Raw genomic sequence first — 16,529 nt, 5'->3', positions numbered from 1 at the left:
GGCCAGCGTAGCGCCGGTCACATTCCGGTGTCCGTCGATCTTGGAAGCCGGTGACATGCCGCACAGGCGATTTGTCCGTTACTAGAGGAGATAGTGGGAATTTCTGGCCGGGCAAAAGGGATTTTTACTACCCAATACTCCGTGAACGGGCGACGTCGGAGGGGTGATGCCCGAAAAACGCCTATCTGTCAAGGATCTGCGGATTATGCGGCTGAGTACTAGCTTTCGCCGTAGACGGGGGGGTTTGAGACCAGGCGGCATGGCGGGTTACCAAGAGATGCCCCATCCGGCGGACGGTTGCGCGCCGGGTGGTTCCAAGTCCCCGACTCCACGAGGTCCAGATGTTCAAGCGCGTTACGTCCCGTTCCACCCGCACGTCCAACCTCCGTACCCGGGTGGCCGTCCTGGCCGCCGGTCTGGGTGCCACGGCCGTCGTGGGAACCGGGGTCGCAAGCGCCGCCACCGCGTCCGCCACCTCCTGGGTCGACCCGGTGCAGAAGTACACGCTCTCGGCCAGCTTCATGCAGGACGGCAGCCACTGGGCGCACAAGCACAGCGGCCAGGACTTCGCCGTGCCGACGGGCACCGAGGTCGTCGCCGCGCACGGCGGCACGGTCGTCAAGGCCGGTGGCAACGGCGCCGGTGACGGTCCCGCGTACGGCAACGCCGTCGTCATCAAGCACGGCAACGGGACGTACTCGCAGTACGCCCACCTGTCCCGGATCGACGTCAGGATCGGGCAGGTCGTCAAGACCGGCCAGCACATAGCCCTGTCCGGCAGCACCGGCAACTCCACCGGTCCGCACCTGCACTTCGAGATCCGTACGACCCCGAACTACGGCTCCGCGGTCGACCCGGTCGCCTTCCTGCACGCCAAGGGTGTCAAGGTCTGACCTGGTCCTCCGGGCAGGCGCCCCGATGGGCTTGCGTGACGAGGTCCACGGCGACTTCGAGAACGGCCTCGCGCCGCTTCTCGGGGTCGCCTTCCAGGTCCTGCATCACGAACATCCCGGCGTGCAGCGTAAACAGCGCGCTGACGCAGCGGACCTGCTCGACGAGGGGTGCCGCGGGGTCGATCATGATGTCCCGCAGACTGTGCATCCGGTCCTTGAAGGTTTCGCCGATGCGCAGTTCGCGGACCGTCGCCTGGTTCTCCTGCATGAAGCGGAAGAGCGGTTCCGCGCCGACCAGTGCCTGGCTGTAGCGCCGTACGATCTCCTGCTTGGTCTCCAGGGTGTGGGGCTGCTGCCGGCCCCACTCGATCAGGTCCTCCATCGGCTGCGTCAGATCCTCGAAGAGGCCGACGATGATCTCTTCCTTCGTCTTGAAGTGGTAGTAGAGCGCCGCCTTGGTCACGTCGAGGCGCTCGGCGATCTCTCGCAATGACGTCTTCTCGTAGCCCTGCTCGGCGAAGAGTTCGAGCGCGACGTCCCGGATGCGCTGGCGGGTGTTGCCGCGGCGCTGCTGCTTGGTGCCGTCCATGGTGACGCCCATCCTCGTACTCCTCGCGCTCCCGCGGAAACTTACTTGCCGCCCGACTAGCAAACTTACTTGACGCCCGGCTAGTTGCGACGCTAACTTCCCAGTGTAGACAACTAGCCGGGCGGCAAGTAAGTGGCAGTCGCTGGGGGAGTGGGAAGATGGCGGACACACAAGCGGCTTCGGTGAGCCAGGAGTCACCCGAAGGGGTCTCCGACGAGCAGCCGGGCAAGCCGGGCAAGAAGCAGCGGAGCGTGCGGGTCGTCCTGCTCGCGCTGATGATCGCGATGATGCTCGCGATGCTCGACAACATGATCGTCGGCACGGCGATGCCGACCATCGTCGGTGAGCTGGGCGGCCTGCAGCACCTGTCCTGGGTGGTGACCGGTTACACACTGGCCACCGCGGCGTCCACCCCGATCTGGGGCAAGCTCGGCGACATGTACGGGCGCAAGGGCGCCTTCATGACCTCGATCGTGATCTTCCTGATCGGCTCCGCGCTGAGCGGCATGGCCCAGAACATGGGCGAGCTGATCGGGTTCCGGGCCGTCCAGGGTCTTGGCGCCGGCGGTCTGATGGTCGGCGTCATGGCGATCATCGGCGACCTCGTCCCGCCGCGGGAGCGCGGCAAGTACCAGGGCATGATGGCCGGCGTCATGGCGCTCGCGATGATCGGCGGCCCGCTGGTCGGCGGCACCATCACCGACAACTGGGGCTGGCGCTGGTCCTTCTACATCAACCTGCCGCTCGGCGCCGTCGCGCTGCTGCTGATCAGCGCCGTGCTGCACCTGCCGAAGAAGCGCACCAAGGCGCGGATCGACTACCTGGGCGCCGCGCTGCTGACCGTCGGCATCACCTCGATCGTGCTCGTGACCACCTGGGGCGGCACCGAGTACGCCTGGACGTCCGCGCGGATCATGGAACTGATCGCCATCGGCGTCGTCGCCCTGGTCGGCTTCGTGTTCTGGCAGACCAAGGCCGCCGAGCCGGTCCTGCCGCTGCACATCTTCCGCAGCCGCAACTTCACGCTGATGTCGGTCATCGGCTTCATCACCGGCTTCGTGATGTTCGGCGCCACACTGTTCCTGCCGCTGTACCAGCAGTCGGTGCAGGGTGCCTCCGCCACCAACTCCGGTCTGCTGCTCCTGCCGATGCTGGGCGCGATGCTCGTGACCTCGATGGTGGCCGGGCGGGTCACCACCAACAGCGGCCGCTACAAGGTCTTCCCGATCGTCGGCGCCGTCCTGATGATCACGGGCCTGTACCTGCTGTCGCTGATGGACACCGGCACCTCCCGGTTCACCTCGGGCGTGTACATGGCCGTCCTCGGTCTCGGCATGGGCTGCCTGATGCAGATCACCATGCTGGTCGCGCAGAACAGCGTGGAGATGAAGGACATGGGCGTCGCGTCCTCGTCGACCACCCTGTTCCGTACGCTCGGCTCCTCCTTCGGTGTCGCCATCATGGGCGCGCTGTTCAACCAGCGGGTCCAGGACGTCATGGCCGAGCGGGGCGGTGCGCTGGCCGCCAAGATGACCGAGAAGTCCGCACAGCTCGACGCGGCCAGCCTGGCCAAGCTGCCCGCGCCGGTGCGGGAGGCGTACCAGCACGCGGTGTCCGCCGGTACGCACTCGGCGTTCCTGCTCGGCGCGGTGATCGCGGTGATCGTGCTGGCCGCGGCGCTGTTCGTGAAGGAGGTCCCGCTCAAGAGCGGGCCCCAGAAGGCGGAGACCGCGGCCGACAGCGGTGACGCGGCGCCGGCCCCGGTGATCGAGGCCGTTTGAGCCGCCCCTGAACGAAGGCCCCCGGACGGTGTCCGCCCCGGGGGCCTTCTTCGTGCCCGGGACCCGATGTCAGTGCCGCGTGCCACCATCGCCGTATGGACAAGATGCGCCAGTTGCGCCTGGCGAAGGACGCCATGGACCGTGACTGGGCCGACCCGGAGCTGGACCTGGACGCGGTGGCGGCCCACGCCGGGTACTCGCGCTATCACTTCATCCGCGCCTTCAAGGAGGCGTACGGCGAGACGCCCGGCCAGTATCTGACGCACCGTCGCATCGAGCGGGCCCAGGACCTGCTGCGCACCGCCAATCTCTCGGTGACCGAGATCTGCCATCTGGTCGGCTTCAGCAGCCTGGGCACCTTCTCGACGCGGTTCAAGACGTGGACCGGGCTGACTCCCAGCGAGTACCGGGTCAAGCACGTGGGCCGCGGGGCCGCGCTCATACCGGGCTGCTACGCCATGCTCTGGGCGGGCGGGTTCAGAAGCGGCCCCGGCAATGCCCGGAGCAATTCTGGAGAAGCGGGCTGAGATCCCGGCTGCCTACGGTGGCGGGGCAAGCAGCCGATCCCCGCGGACAGGAGCACGCCATGATCAAGGGACTCAGGATTTCCACCGTCTGGGTACTCGACCAGGACCGGGCCAAGGAGTTCTACACCGAGAAGCTGGGCCTTGAGGTCCGTACGGACATGTCGATGGGCGAGGGCGGAATGCGCTGGCTCACCGTCGGCTCCCCGGACCAGCCCGACGTCGAGCTCACGCTGATGGTGCCCGGGCCGCCGGCGATGGACCCCGAGTCCGCCGAGATGGTCAAGAAGCTCGTCGCCAAGGGGGCGCTGGGCGCGGGTGTACTGACCACCGATGACATCCACGGCGACTACAAGCGACTCAAGGACCGCGGCGTGGAGTTCCTCCAGGAGCCGCAGGAGCGCCCGTACGGCACGGAGGCCCTCTTCCGCGACGACTCAGGCAACTGGTTCTCCTTCACCCAGCCCCGCGAGGGCGGCCTCGACATGGACAAGGACTGGGCCAGCTGAACCGGCGTGCGGCGCGGGGGCGTTGGCCTTCGGGCAGCGCTGGGCTTTCAGGGGCCCGTCGTCGGTCTCGGCGGCCGGTCGCGTCAGACGGCGTCGATCCGCGGCGGCGCCCAGCCTCCAGCGGTCCGTCGCCAGTTCGCGCCGGGGATCGCATGGGGTCTGCTGAGCCCCGTCCCCCCAGCGACGCGTCATCACCGTCGCGCCGGCGCGCGTGTCTGTTCCGGTGGCCCGGCGCTGCGGCAGCAGATCGGTGCTACGGCAGTATCGGATAGCTGCCCGTGTTCGTCGGGGCGTGTTCCGGGAGCCACAGGACTGCCACCGCGCCTTCCGCCGATACGTGGGGCGGTGCGCCCGCGGGGCGTACGTTGCGGAACGTCAGGCGGGCGCCGAGGACCCGGGCCTGGCCCGCCGCGATGGTCAGGCCCAGGCCGTGGCCCTGCCCGGCGCGGTCCTTGCTGCCGGTGCGGAAGCGGCTCGGGCCCTCGGCGAGGAGTTCCTCGGGGAAGCCGGGGCCGTGGTCGCGGACCCGGATGACCCGACCCTCCACGATGACCTCGATGGGCGGCTTGCCGTGCCGGGCGGCGTTGGCGAGCAGGTTGAACAGCACCCGCTCCAGACGACGTGGGTCGGTCGTGACTTCTGACTCGTGCACCACGTGTACGGCGATCGCCGGGTCCTTGGCGGCCACGCGGCGACTGACGAACTCGCCCAGCATGATGTCCTGCAGCTCGGCCCGCTCGGAGGCGCCGTCGAGGCGGGCCACCTCCAGTACGTCCTCGACGAGCGTGCGCATCGCCTTGGCCCGGTCCAGCACCAACTCGGTCGGCCGCCCCGGCGGCAGCAGCTCGGCAGCCGTCAGCAGCCCGGTCACCGGCGTGCGCAGCTCGTGCGCGATGTCGGCGGTGACCCGGCGCTCGGCCTCCAGCCGCTGCTGCAGCGCGTCCGCCATGGCGTCCACCGCGCGGGCGAGGTCGTCGGTCTCGTCCCGTACGACACCGCCGATGGCGTCCCGCACCCGGACGTCCGGCTCGCCCATGGCGACCTGGTTCGCGGCGGACGCCGCCTTGCGCAGCCGGCCCGACAACTGCCCGCCGATGAGCACACCGAGCGCGCTGCCGCCGAGCACGACCGCGATGGAGCCGATGACCAGGGCCTGGTCGAGGTCCTTCATCACGTTCGTGCTGCGGTCGGTGAAGCGGGTGTGCAGCGACAGAATGTGTCCGCCCTTGACCGGGACCGCCGCCCAGATGTCCGGCACGCCGCCGTGGTCGGTGACGTAGGTGGCCCGGCGGCCCTCCTCGGCCTTCTCCCGCAGCGCGGGCGGCAGTCCGGGGTCGTCGACGTCGATGCTGGGGAAGTTCGGCCGCCCGAACAGGTCGTAGTTGCGCTGGGCGATCTGCAGCCGCTCGTCGGCGAGGTCGCGCGCGTTGTCCAGCATCGACACCCGCGCGGCGTTGTGCACGACCAGGCTCAGCGCGATCGCCACCAGCGCGCCGACCAGCGCGATGGCCGCGCTCAGCTTCCATCTGAGTCCCGTACGGATGCCGGCGCGCCGCATGTGCCGCCCCATCGGCCGCCGCTTGCTCCCCCGCATGCCCGCCCCGCTCAGGCCTTCAGCTTGTAGCCGAAGCCACGGACCGTCTCGATGCGGTCCTGGCCGATCTTCGTGCGCAGCCGCTGCACATGGACGTCGACGACCCGGGTGTCCCCGCCCCAGCCGTAGTCCCACACACGTTCGAGCAGTTTGTCCCGCGAGAGCACCGTGCCCGGCGACGAGGAGAACTCCAGCAGCAGCCGCATCTCGGTGGGCGTCAGCGCCACCGGCTGTCCCGCCCGGCGCACCTCCATTCCCTCGGTGTCGATCTCCAGCTCGCCGAACGTCAGCACCCCGCCGTCCATCGCGGAGGGGTCGGGGTCCGCATGGACGCCCCCGCCCGCGTGGCCGAAGCGGCGCAGCACCGCGCGGATCCGGGCGACCAGGACGGCGCCGTCGAAGGGCTTGGTCACATAGTCGTCGGCGCCCGCCTCCAGACCGAGGACGACGTCGATGGAGTCGGCCCGCGCCGACAGCATGATCACCGGCACTGTCGACTCGTCCCGGATGCGCCGGCACAGGCTCACCCCGTCCAGGCCCGGGACCATGACGTCCAGCAGCGCGATGTCGGGGCGGTTCGCCCGGAACGCCTCCAGGCCGGACAGCCCGTCGGGCATCGCGGTGACCGCGAAGCCGTCCCGCTCCAGGGCGAGCTGGGTGGCCTCGCGGATGACGTCGTCGTCCTCGACGAACAGGACATGGGTCTGGTCTGCCATCCCGCTGCTCTCAGTCCTCGTGATTCTCGTGCCGTGTGGTTCTCGTGCCGTCATTGACTTGACGCACGGATCGTGTGTCGGGTTCACATCAGCCGGACGGCACCGGCGACGGATCGCCACCGACCGCATTGCTGTAGTCGGTGTGGTGGTAGTCCTCCTGGACGAAGTGCCCCGCGGTCCAGCTGTACGTGTACACGTTCTCCCCGGACGGACTCGACACAGGGTCGCCCTTGTCGTACACCTGCTTGGTCACCATCAGGTCGCCGCGGTCTATCTCCGCGTAGACCGGGGACTCCTCGGCCTTGAACACATTCTCGTACGCGCCGCCCTCCGCGCGGTACACATACGACCCGACGCCCACCGCGTCGGCGCAGGTCAGCACGTTGACCACGATGTCCTCCACCGGGCCGCCGGTCAGATCGCCGTACGACACGTCGACCGGGTACTCGTCGCCGGCGCACGGCTTCAGATACCGCTTGACCGCGGCCGAGACCCGCGGGTCGCTCCTGACCAGCGCGACCGCGTCCACCTGCTGGTACGTGTCGGAGGGGTTGGGGGCGGGGGAGGCCACCGCCCCCGCCACCGAGTCGGAGTGTGCCGGGCCCTCGTCACGGGCACCGGTGCCGCCCGTGGCACAGGCGGCGACGAAAAGGCCGAGGGCGGCGATCACGGCCACCGCCGTGATCGCCGCCTGGTAGACCCCGCGAGCCGCTGTGGGCTCTTCGTCGGTCAGGCCGCGCACCGCTCCCGCTCCTCACGCTCCAGCGCGCGTGCGTCCAGATCGCGGGCCTCCAGCTCCTCGCGGAGCCGGGCGAGCGCCCGGTGCAGCGTGCTCTTGACCGTTCCGGCCGACATGCCGAGGGCGGCGGCCGTCTCCTCCGTGGACATCTGCTCCCAGTGTCGCAGCACGACGACACTGCGCTGCTTCGGAGCGAGCACCTTCATGATGTCCATGAGGAGCGCGCGGTCCGCGTGCTGCTCGGTGGCGTCGTCCACACAGGCGTCCGGCAGCTGCTCGGTGGGGACTTCCTCCAGTTTCCGGGCCCGCCACCACTCGGTACGCGTGTTGATCATCACCCGGCGCAGATAGGCGTCCGCGAGCCGCTTGTCCGCGATGCCCTCCCAGCGGCCGTACGTCCGCACCAGCGCCGTCTGGAGCAGGTCCTGCGCGTCGACCGGGTCCGGGACCAGACGGCGTGCACTGCGCAGCAGCGCGTCCTGCCGAGTGCGGACGTACTCCTCGAATTCGAGCACCTCGCCCTGCGCCATGATCAACCGCCTCCGTTCCCCGTTTTTCTCCGGCCCCGTGCCTCTGTCGCTGTGCTCCGGTTGGTCGTGCCGGGCACAGGAATGAAGTTACGGAGCGGTTGTCACGGCGCTGTCCGAAGCAGCCTGCGGGTAGCACTCGGCTGTCCGTCGGTTGTGTAACGGAAATGAGTTCGGGGTAAGGGGGGCGGCCGAATTGCTCTTGTATGGGGTGATTTGGTGGGTGGGGTGGCTGTGAAACAGCCGCCTGGCTCTGTGACTTGTCTGTGCGTCAGCTCAGCGGCAGCCGATACAGACCGCCCGGCAGCGGCTCCACCAGACCGTCCGCGACGAGCCCGTCCAGCGCCCTGGCGCGCTGCACCGGCTCGTGCCACACCCGGTCCAGAGCCGGCTGCGGCACGGGGACGTGCGCCTCGCGCAGTACGGCGAGGAGCTTGCCGCGGACCTGACGGTCCGTACCGGCGTACGTCTGGCCGCGCCGCGGCGGGCCCTCGTGCTCCGGCTTGCCCGCGAGCCGCCAGGCGCACTGGGCGGCGATCGGGCAGCGCGGGCAGGTCTCGTTCTTCGCCGTGCACACCAGCGCGCCCAGCTCCATGGAGGCGGCGGCCCAGCGGGCGGCTGTGCCCTCGTCCTCGGGCAGCAGCTCACGGGCGAGCCTGCGCTCCGCGGCGGTGGTGGCGTTCGGCGGGTACTGGACACCGGTGACCGCGCGGGCGAAGACCCGGCGGACGTTGGTGTCCAGCACGGCGTGCCGCTGCCCGTAGGCGAAGGAGGCCACCGCCGCGGCCGTGTACTCGCCGATGCCGGGCAGCGCGAGCAGTTGTGCGTGGTCCGTCGGTACGTCGCCGCCGTGCCGTTCCGTTATGGCGACCGCGGCGCCGTGCAGACGCAGCGCTCGGCGCGGGTAGCCGAGCCGGCCCCAGGCGCGGACGGCCTCACCGGGCGCTTCCTCGGCCAGGTCCGCGGGGCGGGGCCAGCGGGCCAGCCACTGCTCGTAGACGGGCAGGACCCGGCTGACCGGGGTCTGCTGGAGCATGAACTCGCTGACCATCACGCCCCAGGGGCCCGCCTGCGGGCGGCGCCAGGGGAGGTCGCGGGCGTGGGTGTCGAACCAGGCGATCACGGGGGCGTGGAGCATCTCAGTCATGGCCCTTCCGATCCTGCCACGCGTTGGCCGGACACGGTTCGTGGCGGCGCCGGGGCGGGGCGTGCGGAGCGTGAAGCGAAGCCACTTCGTGGGAAGTTGCCGGGATGATGATCCGGAAAAGTTGGTTCCGGGCGGCGGGTGGCGCCAGCAAGCGGGCGGATCTCTCGTAAAGTTTGCGCCGTGGGATCTCTGCGCAATCCGGTCGGGCCGCTTCCCTCCTCCATCTACTGGCGACGGAGGGTCGTCATGCTGTCGGTGGTCGCCGTCCTGGCGCTGCTGATCGCCTGGATCGCCACGGCGGGTGGCGGGGGCGGCAAGAAGAACACCGGCACGCCCGACGGCAAGAATCCCGCGTCCACGATCACGGCGGGTCCGTCCGGGAGCGGGCCGGCGTACAGCCAACACCCCGGCGGGCGTGACGAGTCGGGGGGCGGGGGCAGCGGCGGGAGCGGCACCGGGTCCGGCGACACCGGGTCCGGTGACGGCGGGTCGGGCGACGGCGGTGGCTCCGGCTCGACGGACGGGAGCGGTTCGGGCGACGGCTCCGGATCGGGATCGGGATCGGGTTCCGGCTCCTCCTCCGATGGCAGCGTCAATGCGGCGGCCACGCTGCCTGCCTCCTCGGGACTGCCCAACTGCTCCTCCGGAGCGGTCACGTTGAGCCTGCGCAGCCGGCACAACTCGTACTCGCCGGATCTGACCCCGACCTTCGAACTCACCGCGAAGAACTCGTCGTCCGGCGACTGCAAGGTGGATCTCGGTCCGAAGAGCGCGGTGTTGACGATCACACAGGCCCACGGCAGCGACTCGTACTGGTCGTCGGCCGACTGCCCGAAGGGTGCCGGAAGCATGGTCTACCGGGTGCCGGCGGGCAGCAGCATCACCTACACGGTGAAGTGGGACCGCAAGCCGAGCGCTCCGCAGTGCGCCACGCCTCCGGCGGGGTCGGCGGCGGCCGGTACGTATCTGCTGGAGGCGAAGGCCTCGGGGTTCAGCATCGCGCCGACGTCGTTCGTGCTGTCGGCGGACTAGTTCCTGCCTTGGCAAACTAGTTCCTGCCTTGGCGGACCAGGTCCTGCCTCGGCTCAGACGTACCGCTCCAGGATCGACGACTCCGCCAGTCGCGACAGACCCTCGCGCACGCTGCGTGCGCGGGCCTCGCCCACGCCGTCCACGGTCTGGAGGTCGTCGACGCTCGCCGCGAGGAGCTTCTGCAGGCCGCCGAAGTGCTCCACGAGACGGTCGATGATCGCGCCCGGCAGCCTCGGCACCTTGGCCAGGAGGCGGAAGCCCCGCGGGGACACCGCCGAGTCGAGGGCCTCGGGGGAGCCGGTGTAGCCAAGCGCACGGGCCACCGTGGGCAGTTCGAGGAGTTCGGCGTGGCTGAGGGCGTCGAGCTCGGACAGGGCCTCGTCGACCGTGCGGGAACGCTTGGCGGTCGGCTCGGGCACATAGTCCCGGACCACCAGCTCGCGCTCCGGCTCCACGCCCGCGATCAGCTCGTCCAGCTGGAGCGCCAGGAGCCGCCCGTCCGTGCCCAGCTCGACCACGTATTCGGCGATCTCGGTGGCGATACGGCGCACCATCTCCAGGCGCTGTGCGACGGCGGACACATCGCGGACCGTCACCAGGTCCTCGATCTCCAGCGCCGACAGCGTGCCCGCGACCTCGTCCAGGCGGAGCTTGTAGCGCTCCAGCGTGGCCAGGGCCTGGTTGGCTCGGGACAGGATCGCCGCCGAGTCCTCCAGCACCCTGCGCTGCCCGTCGACGTACAGGGCGATCAGGCGCATCGACTGGGAGACGGAGACCACGGGGAAGCCGACCTGCTTGGAGACGCGGTCCGCCGTGCGGTGCCGGGTGCCCGTCTCCTCCGTGGGGATCGTGGGGTCCGGGACCAGCTGGACACCCGCCCGCAGGATCTTCGACAGGTCCGAGGAGACCACGATGCCGCCGTCGAGCTTGCACAGCTCGCGCAGTCGCGTCGCCGTGAACTCCACGTCCAGGACGAAACCGCCGGTGCACATCGCCTCGACGGTCTTGTCGGAGCCGAGCACGATGAGTCCGCCCGTGTTGCCCCTCAGTACGCGTTCGAGCCCGTCACGCAGGGCCGTACCGGGTGCCACGGCACTCAGCGAGGCGCGCATCAGGCCATCGGAACCGGCACTCCCACCGGACTTTCCGGGAGCTGCTGCCCGGTCGTTGGCTGCCACTGCACTCCTCCGGTCGCAGGTTCTGGGGCGCTGCCGTTCGCGCACTCGGTTCGCACGGACGGGCGAGACCAGGGCAAAGTCTACCGGCGGTCCTCCGCCTCCCGTGGGGCCTCTCGGCGACGGGAGCGGGGAAGGACCCTGAGCGCGTCCCCTATGTCGGCGACTTCCAGGACCTTCATACCGAGAGGGATCTTGCCCGGATCGCCCGGCACGAGCGCGTGCGTGAAGCCCAGACGGTGGGCCTCCGCGAGCCTGCGCTGCACGCCGGTGACCCGTCTGACCTCGCCCGCGAGGCCGACCTCGCCGATGGCGACGAGGTTCTTCGGCAGCGGGGTGTCGCTGGCCGCGGAGGCGAGGGCCAGGGCGATGGCGAGGTCCGCGGCGGGCTCCGAGAGCTTCACCCCGCCCACCGTCGCCGAGTAGATGTCCCGCTTGCCGAGCGCGCTGATCCTGCCCCGCTGCTCCAGCACGGCGAGCATCATCGAGACGCGGGAGGTCTCCAGGCCGGAGGTGGTGCGGCGGGGGGAGGGGATCTGGGAGTCGACGGTCAGCGCCTGGACCTCCGCCACCAGTGGGCGGCGGCCCTCCAGGGTCACCGTCAGGCAGGTGCCGGGGACGGGTTCGTCACGGCGGGTGAGGAAGAGTCCGCTTGGGTCGGCGAGGCCGGTGATGCCCTCGTCGTGCAGTTCGAAGCAGCCGACCTCGTCCGTGGCGCCGTACCGGTTCTTGACGCCCCGCACGAGGCGGAGGCGCGCGTGGCGGTCGCCCTCGAAGTGCAGCACGACGTCCACGAGGTGTTCGAGCAGGCGGGGTCCGGCGATGGCCCCGTCCTTGGTGACATGGCCCACAAGGAGCGTGGACATGCCCCTCTCCTTCGAGGCGCGGATCAGCGCCCCCGCCACCTCCCGCACCTGGGCCATGCCGCCGGGCGCCCCGTCGATCTCCGGCGAGGCGATCGTCTGCACGGAGTCGAGGATGAGCAGGGACGGCTTCACCGCGTCCAAGTGGCCGAGGACGGCCGCCAGATCGGTCTCGGCCGCGAGATACAGGTGGTCGTCGATGGCCTTGATGCGGTCGGCGCGCAGCCGCACCTGGCTCGCCGACTCCTCGCCGGTCACATAGAGCGTGCGGTGCTCGTCGCTCGCGGACTTGGCCGCCACGTCGAGCAGGAGCGTCGACTTGCCCACGCCGGGCTCGCCCGCCAGCAGCACCACCGCGCCGGGCACGAGTCCGCCGCCGAGCACCCGGTCCAGCTCGGGCACACCGGTCGGGCGGGCGGTGGCCTGGCGTCCGTCGACCTGCCCGATGGGGAGCGCGGACGTGGTGACGCGCCCCGGCGTCGTGGTCCGCACCGCGGGCGCGCCGTACTCCTCGACCGTCCCCCAGGCCTGGCACTCGGGGCACCGGCCGAGCCACTTGGCCGTCTGCCAGCCGCACTCCGTGCAGCGGTAGGACGGGCGGTCCTTGGTGGTCTTGGTACGGGCAGCCATGCGGAAACCGTAGCCGCCTGCACTGACAGCGCGGCACCGGCCACCGGACGGGTACGGGACCGGACCGGCCACTCACGGTCGTGAACGAGCCGCGGAATGAGGGGTTCCTGTCCCCTTATGAGGGATCGTTTCACCCGTACGGATTAAAAGTGCTCAAGTGGGAAGAAGGGGCCATCCACCGCCGCCTACGGTCGCACAGGTGATGAGCAGCAGCCCGGAGACCTCGACCCGCACCACCGGCGCGCACCGGGCGCACCGGGAGGCGCGTGACCGTGCCGCGGCGCGCACGCTGGCGCACCGGACGCCGGCGCGCTACGAGCCGTATCTGGACGGTCTGTTCACCTACTGCCTGTCGGTGCTGTGCGACCACGACACGGCGACCGCCGCGCTCGGTGACGTCGTCGCGCTGGCCGAGCGGCGCGGGCAGCGCGTCCCGGACGAGGCGGACCGCCGGGCCTGGCTGTACGCGCTGGCCCGCTGGGCGTGCCTGCGCAAGCTGGCCGAGGCCAAGCAGAAACGTCAGGGCACGCACGCGGCGGGCCGCGCCGGAGCCCAGCGGCAAGGCCCGCAGCCCGCCGACCCGCCCGCGTCCGAGGAGGTCCAGGAGCAGCGGCGGCGCGAACTCGCGCTGCTCGCCTGGCCGGAGGCCGCCGGGACCACCCCGGAGCAGCGCGAGGCGCTCGAACTCGCCGTCCGGCACCACCTCGCCGCCCACGAGGTCGCCGCAGTCCTCGGCATGGACCGCACCGTCGCCCGCGAGCTGCTGGCCTCCGCCGCCTGCGAGGTGGAGCGCACCCGCGCGGCCCTCGCCGTCGTCGAGACCGGCGGCTGTCCCGGCGTGGCCCTCCTCACCGGTGACGAGCAGCTCGTCCTCAGCACGGCCGTACGGCGTGAGCTGATCCGGCACGTCGACGACTGCCCGCGCTGCCGCCGGACCGCCGAACGCGCGGTCCCGGGCCGCTGGCCCGGCGCCAGCGTCACGCCCGCCGAGCTGCCCGTCCTGGAGGCGCCCCGCGCCGCCCTGAACGGCGCGCCGGCGCGCCACCCGCGCGCGCGGGGCGCGGCGCTTCCGCGTTTCGACCGGCGCGGTTTCCCGATGGACCCGAAGGACCGTGCCGCCCGCCGCGACCGGCTACGCGCGCGTGCCGTCACGACGACCGTCGTCGCCACCGTCGTCGCCGCCCCCGTGATCGCCCTGTGGGCCGCCTACCGCGGCTCCCCGGCCGGGGACGACCCGGAGAGCAACACGGCCACCGCCAGCGAGGCACACGGACCCGACAGCCTGGGCGGCCACCCGGCCGGCGACTACGAGAACGCGGGCAACGCGAACCCCGGACCCGGCGCCCACGTGGGCAGGAACGGGAAGTCCGACGTCTCCGTGCAGGTGATCAGCGTCTCCGGGGCCGGGAAGAAGGGGGCCGGGCAGCTCGCCGTGTCGGCGGGCAACAGCGGCGACACCACCCTGATCACGCTCACCGCCTCCGGTCCCTCGCCGGTCCGCTGGTCCGCCGCCACCCCGGCCCGCTGGCTCTATCTCAGCCGGTCCTCGGGAACCCTCCGGCCCGGCGAGTCGTTGACGATCAAGGTGTACGTCGACCATCTGCGCGAGCCGTCCGGCCGCTGGAGCGCCCAGGTGGCGGTGTCACCGGCGGGCGCCGTCGTCTCGATCGACGGCTACGGCACCGCGCCCACCGGCCCCACGAACCCGTCGGGCCCGCCCCCGACCTCCGCCCCGGACCCGTCGCCCACGACCTCGGCCCCCACCGACCCCTCGCCCAGCGACCCGCCGTCACCCGACCCGACCCCGACACCGACCGACCCGTCCCCGACCCCCTCCGGTGGCTCGACCCCACCGCCGACCGACAGTGGCGCGCCGGCCCCCTCGGGCGGCCAGAACCCGTGATCGGGGGCGCCCGAGCGGCGACCGGCAGCCGGTCAGGCCGTCGGGTCCGCCGGGTGCGGTGCCAGCAGCGGCAGCCCGGACGCCAGCCGCTCCTCGCACAGCTCGACCAGCCGGTCGTAGCCGGCCTTGCCCATCAGCTCGGTCAGCTCGGCCCGGTAGGAGACGTACACCGGGTCGCCCGCGCCGTGCGCCGACGTCGCCGACGTGCACCACCAGTGCAGGTCATGGCCGCCCGGACCCCAGCCCCGGCGGTCGTACTCACCGATGGAGACCTGCAGGACACGCGTCTCGTCGGGACGGTCGATCCAGTCGAAGGTCCGCCGGATCGGCAGCTGCCAGCAGACGTCCGGCTTGGTCTCCAGCGGCTCGCGGCCCTCCTTGAGCGCCAGGATGTGCAGCGAACACCCCGCGCCGCCCGCGAACCCGGGGCGGTTCTGGAAGATGCACGAGCCCTTGTAGGGGCGCGTCTGGCGGGAGCCCTCGTCGTCCTCCGAGACCCAGCCGTGCTTCACGCCCTCGTCGTGGTGCTGCCAGACGTCCGGGGTGAGCCGGGCCACGTGCTCGGCGACCCGCTTCTCGTCGTCCTCGTCCGAGAAGTGCGCGCCCAGCGTGCAGCACCCGTCGTCCGCGCGGCCCGCCTGGATGCCCTGGCAGCCGCTGCCGAAGATGCAGTTCCAGCGAGAGGTCAGCCATGTCAGATCGCACCGGAAGACCTGCTCGTCGTCCGCCGGATCCGGGAATTCCACCCATGCGCGTGCGAAGTCGAGCCCCTTCTCGTCGGCCGCGAGGCCCTTCTCCGGCTTCCTCGGTGGCGTCACCCGAGAAGAATCGCCGGCGGATTTGGCGGTCTTGCGGTCCTTCGCCTTTTTCGTCTTTGGCACCCGTCCAGGGTAAGTCGCCCGAGACGGCTCCGGGGACGGCCGAGCGCCCAGGTGGCAGTAGCGTTTCGTACATGAGACTCGGTGTCCTCGACGTGGGATCTAATACGGTGCATCTGCTGGTGGTGGATGCGCACCCAGGCGCGCGCCCGCTGCCCGCGCACTCGCACAAGGCGGAGTTGCGGCTGGCCCAACTCCTCGACGGGGACGGGGCCATCGGCCTCGACGGGGTCGAGAAACTGATCGGTGTCGTCCACGAGGCACTCCAGGCGGCCGAGGACAAGGGTGTCGAGGAGCTGCTGCCGTTCGCCACCTCCGCCGTGCGCGAGGCCAGCAACGCCGACGAGGTCCTGGAGCGCGTGCAGGCCGAGACGGGCGTCGAGCTGCAGGTCCTCACCGGCGCCGAGGAGGCCCGGCTCACCTTCCTCGCCGCCCGCCGCTGGTTCGGCTGGTCGGCCGGAAAGCTGCTCGTCCTGGACATCGGCGGCGGCTCCCTGGAGATCGCGTACGGCATCGACGAGGAGCCGGACGCCGCGGTCTCGCTGCCGCTCGGCGCCGGCCGGCTGACCGCGTCCTGGCTGCCCGGCGACCCGCCCGGCACCGAGGCGATAAGGACACTGCGCCGTCATGTACGGGCCGAGATCGCACGCACGGTGGGAGAGTTCAGCCGCTTCGGCTCCCCCGACCACGTGGTCGCGACCTCCAAGACCTTCAAGCAGCTGGCCCGTATCGCCGGCGCCGCCCGCACCGCCGACGGCCTCTACATCCAGCGTGAGCTCAAGCGGGAGTCCCTGGAGGCCTGGGTGCCCCGCCTGGCCGGCATGACCACCGCGCAGCGCACGGAACTGCCCGGCGTCTCCGAGGGCCGCTCCGGCCAGCTGCTGGCGGGGGCGCTGGTGGCCGAGGGGGCGATGGACCTGTTCGGGGTGGAGAACCTGGAGATCTGCCCCTGGGCGCTGCGGGAGGGCGTGATCCTGCGACGGCTCGACCACATGGGCCCGGCCTGAAACCGACGCCGGCAACCGCGCC

The 16,529-nt window shown here is 71.0% G+C and carries 16 protein-coding genes; 7 read left to right on the top strand and 9 right to left on the bottom strand.

All coding sequences use genetic code 11. The annotated features are described in order from the left end of the window. Window positions 1-341 precede the first annotated feature (341 nt). On the top strand, window positions 342-893 hold the full coding sequence (locus ACFY1J_RS27915) for a M23 family metallopeptidase (protein ID WP_390711630.1): 552 nt from the start codon (window positions 342-344) through the stop codon (window positions 891-893). Here the strand turns inward: ACFY1J_RS27915 and ACFY1J_RS27910 are convergent. Beyond that, complete coding sequence (locus tag ACFY1J_RS27910) at window positions 883-1,494, bottom strand: TetR/AcrR family transcriptional regulator (RefSeq protein WP_390711629.1); 612 nt, start codon at window positions 1,492-1,494, stop codon at window positions 883-885. The two genes, ACFY1J_RS27915 and ACFY1J_RS27910, sit on opposite strands and share 11 nt — an antisense overlap. Before the next feature lie 146 nt (window positions 1,495-1,640). Between ACFY1J_RS27910 and ACFY1J_RS27905 the strand changes: the two genes are divergently transcribed. The 3 genes from ACFY1J_RS27905 (at window position 1,641) to ACFY1J_RS27895 (ending at window position 4,296) form a co-directional block, all read left to right on the top strand. Further along, the gene (locus tag ACFY1J_RS27905) at window positions 1,641-3,263 is read left to right on the top strand and encodes an MDR family MFS transporter (RefSeq protein ID WP_390711628.1); all 1,623 of its coding nucleotides are present in this window, start codon (window positions 1,641-1,643) and stop codon (window positions 3,261-3,263) included. Window positions 3,264-3,367: 104 nt separating this feature from the next. Then, on the top strand, window positions 3,368-3,790 hold the full coding sequence (locus ACFY1J_RS27900; RefSeq protein WP_390711754.1) for a helix-turn-helix transcriptional regulator: 423 nt from the start codon (window positions 3,368-3,370) through the stop codon (window positions 3,788-3,790). Window positions 3,791-3,849: 59 nt separating this feature from the next. Next, window positions 3,850-4,296, top strand: coding sequence for a VOC family protein (locus tag ACFY1J_RS27895; RefSeq protein WP_390711627.1), 447 nt, complete (start codon window positions 3,850-3,852; stop codon window positions 4,294-4,296). Window positions 4,297-4,549: 253 nt separating this feature from the next. Here ACFY1J_RS27895 and cseC read toward each other — a convergent pair whose 3' ends face one another. From cseC to ACFY1J_RS27870, 5 genes are all read right to left on the bottom strand, one after another. Continuing rightward, entirely contained in the window at window positions 4,550-5,890 is a 1,341-nt protein-coding gene (cseC, locus tag ACFY1J_RS27890) for a two-component system sensor histidine kinase CseC (protein WP_390711626.1), read from the bottom strand. An 11-nt stretch (window positions 5,891-5,901) separates the two neighbouring features. Then, window positions 5,902-6,606 (bottom strand): two-component system response regulator CseB, encoded by a 705-nt coding sequence (cseB, locus tag ACFY1J_RS27885; protein WP_390711625.1) that lies wholly within the window; start codon window positions 6,604-6,606, stop codon window positions 5,902-5,904. A gap of 88 nt (window positions 6,607-6,694) precedes the next feature. Beyond that, the gene (locus ACFY1J_RS27880) at window positions 6,695-7,348 is read right to left on the bottom strand and encodes a hypothetical protein (protein WP_390711624.1); all 654 of its coding nucleotides are present in this window, start codon (window positions 7,346-7,348) and stop codon (window positions 6,695-6,697) included. Beyond that, the gene (locus ACFY1J_RS27875; RefSeq protein ID WP_263211134.1) at window positions 7,336-7,875 is read right to left on the bottom strand and encodes a SigE family RNA polymerase sigma factor; all 540 of its coding nucleotides are present in this window, start codon (window positions 7,873-7,875) and stop codon (window positions 7,336-7,338) included. The genes ACFY1J_RS27880 and ACFY1J_RS27875 overlap by 13 nt, the downstream gene beginning before the upstream one ends. A 268-nt stretch (window positions 7,876-8,143) precedes the next feature. Next, window positions 8,144-9,019 carry an A/G-specific adenine glycosylase gene (locus ACFY1J_RS27870; RefSeq protein ID WP_390711623.1) on the bottom strand — a complete coding sequence of 292 codons (876 nt, stop codon included), beginning with the start codon at window positions 9,017-9,019 and terminating at the stop codon, window positions 8,144-8,146. Between the two features lie 180 nt (window positions 9,020-9,199). On the opposite strand from ACFY1J_RS27870, the gene ACFY1J_RS27865 reads away from it, so the two are divergent. Beyond that, window positions 9,200-10,051, top strand: a complete 852-nt coding sequence (locus tag ACFY1J_RS27865; RefSeq protein WP_390732184.1) for a hypothetical protein — start codon at window positions 9,200-9,202, stop codon at window positions 10,049-10,051. A gap of 53 nt (window positions 10,052-10,104) precedes the next feature. Here the strand turns inward: ACFY1J_RS27865 and disA are convergent, their stop codons facing one another. Beyond that, on the bottom strand, window positions 10,105-11,229 hold the full coding sequence (gene disA, locus ACFY1J_RS27860) for a DNA integrity scanning diadenylate cyclase DisA (protein ID WP_263211139.1): 1,125 nt from the start codon (window positions 11,227-11,229) through the stop codon (window positions 10,105-10,107). Window positions 11,230-11,309: 80 nt separating this feature from the next. Beyond that, window positions 11,310-12,719, bottom strand: coding sequence for a DNA repair protein RadA (gene radA, locus ACFY1J_RS27855; RefSeq protein ID WP_390732183.1), 1,410 nt, complete (start codon window positions 12,717-12,719; stop codon window positions 11,310-11,312). A 199-nt stretch (window positions 12,720-12,918) separates the two neighbouring features. Between radA and ACFY1J_RS27850 the strand changes: the two genes are divergently transcribed. Then, window positions 12,919-14,622 (top strand): hypothetical protein, encoded by a 1,704-nt coding sequence (locus ACFY1J_RS27850; protein WP_390732182.1) that lies wholly within the window; start codon window positions 12,919-12,921, stop codon window positions 14,620-14,622. A 32-nt stretch (window positions 14,623-14,654) separates the two neighbouring features. On the opposite strand, the gene ACFY1J_RS27845 is transcribed toward ACFY1J_RS27850, so the two are convergent. Then, on the bottom strand, window positions 14,655-15,503 hold the full coding sequence (locus tag ACFY1J_RS27845) for a hypothetical protein (protein WP_390711619.1): 849 nt from the start codon (window positions 15,501-15,503) through the stop codon (window positions 14,655-14,657). Window positions 15,504-15,574: 71 nt separating this feature from the next. Here ACFY1J_RS27845 and ACFY1J_RS27840 point away from each other — a divergent pair, with 71 nt between their 5' ends. Further along, window positions 15,575-16,507 carry a Ppx/GppA family phosphatase gene (locus ACFY1J_RS27840; RefSeq protein WP_390711618.1) on the top strand — a complete coding sequence of 311 codons (933 nt, stop codon included), beginning with the start codon at window positions 15,575-15,577 and terminating at the stop codon, window positions 16,505-16,507. Window positions 16,508-16,529: the final 22 nt, after the last annotated feature.

The organism is Streptomyces sp. NPDC001406 (assembly GCF_042895285.1).
Taxonomy (GTDB): Bacteria; Actinomycetota; Actinomycetes; order Streptomycetales; family Streptomycetaceae; genus Streptomyces.
Note: the sequence above shows the minus strand (reverse complement) of the source record. Positions and strands in the feature narration are given on the sequence as shown.

Coding starts and splice junctions, on each gene's coding strand:
- ACFY1J_RS27915 (WP_390711630.1), top strand. CDS start 342: ATGTTCAAGCGCGTTACGTCCCGTTCCACCCGCACGTCCAACCTCCGT.
- ACFY1J_RS27870 (WP_390711623.1), bottom strand. CDS start 9,019: ATGACTGAGATGCTCCACGCCCCCGTGATCGCCTGGTTCGACACCCAC.
- radA (WP_390732183.1), bottom strand. CDS start 12,719: ATGGCTGCCCGTACCAAGACCACCAAGGACCGCCCGTCCTACCGCTGC.
- ACFY1J_RS27895 (WP_390711627.1), top strand. CDS start 3,850: ATGATCAAGGGACTCAGGATTTCCACCGTCTGGGTACTCGACCAGGAC.
- ACFY1J_RS27840 (WP_390711618.1), top strand. CDS start 15,575: ATGAGACTCGGTGTCCTCGACGTGGGATCTAATACGGTGCATCTGCTG.
- ACFY1J_RS27900 (WP_390711754.1), top strand. CDS start 3,368: ATGCGCCAGTTGCGCCTGGCGAAGGACGCCATGGACCGTGACTGGGCC.
- ACFY1J_RS27910 (WP_390711629.1), bottom strand. CDS start 1,494: ATGGGCGTCACCATGGACGGCACCAAGCAGCAGCGCCGCGGCAACACC.
- ACFY1J_RS27875 (WP_263211134.1), bottom strand. CDS start 7,875: ATGGCGCAGGGCGAGGTGCTCGAATTCGAGGAGTACGTCCGCACTCGG.
- cseB (WP_390711625.1), bottom strand. CDS start 6,606: ATGGCAGACCAGACCCATGTCCTGTTCGTCGAGGACGACGACGTCATC.
- ACFY1J_RS27905 (WP_390711628.1), top strand. CDS start 1,641: ATGGCGGACACACAAGCGGCTTCGGTGAGCCAGGAGTCACCCGAAGGG.
- cseC (WP_390711626.1), bottom strand. CDS start 5,890: ATGCGGGGGAGCAAGCGGCGGCCGATGGGGCGGCACATGCGGCGCGCC.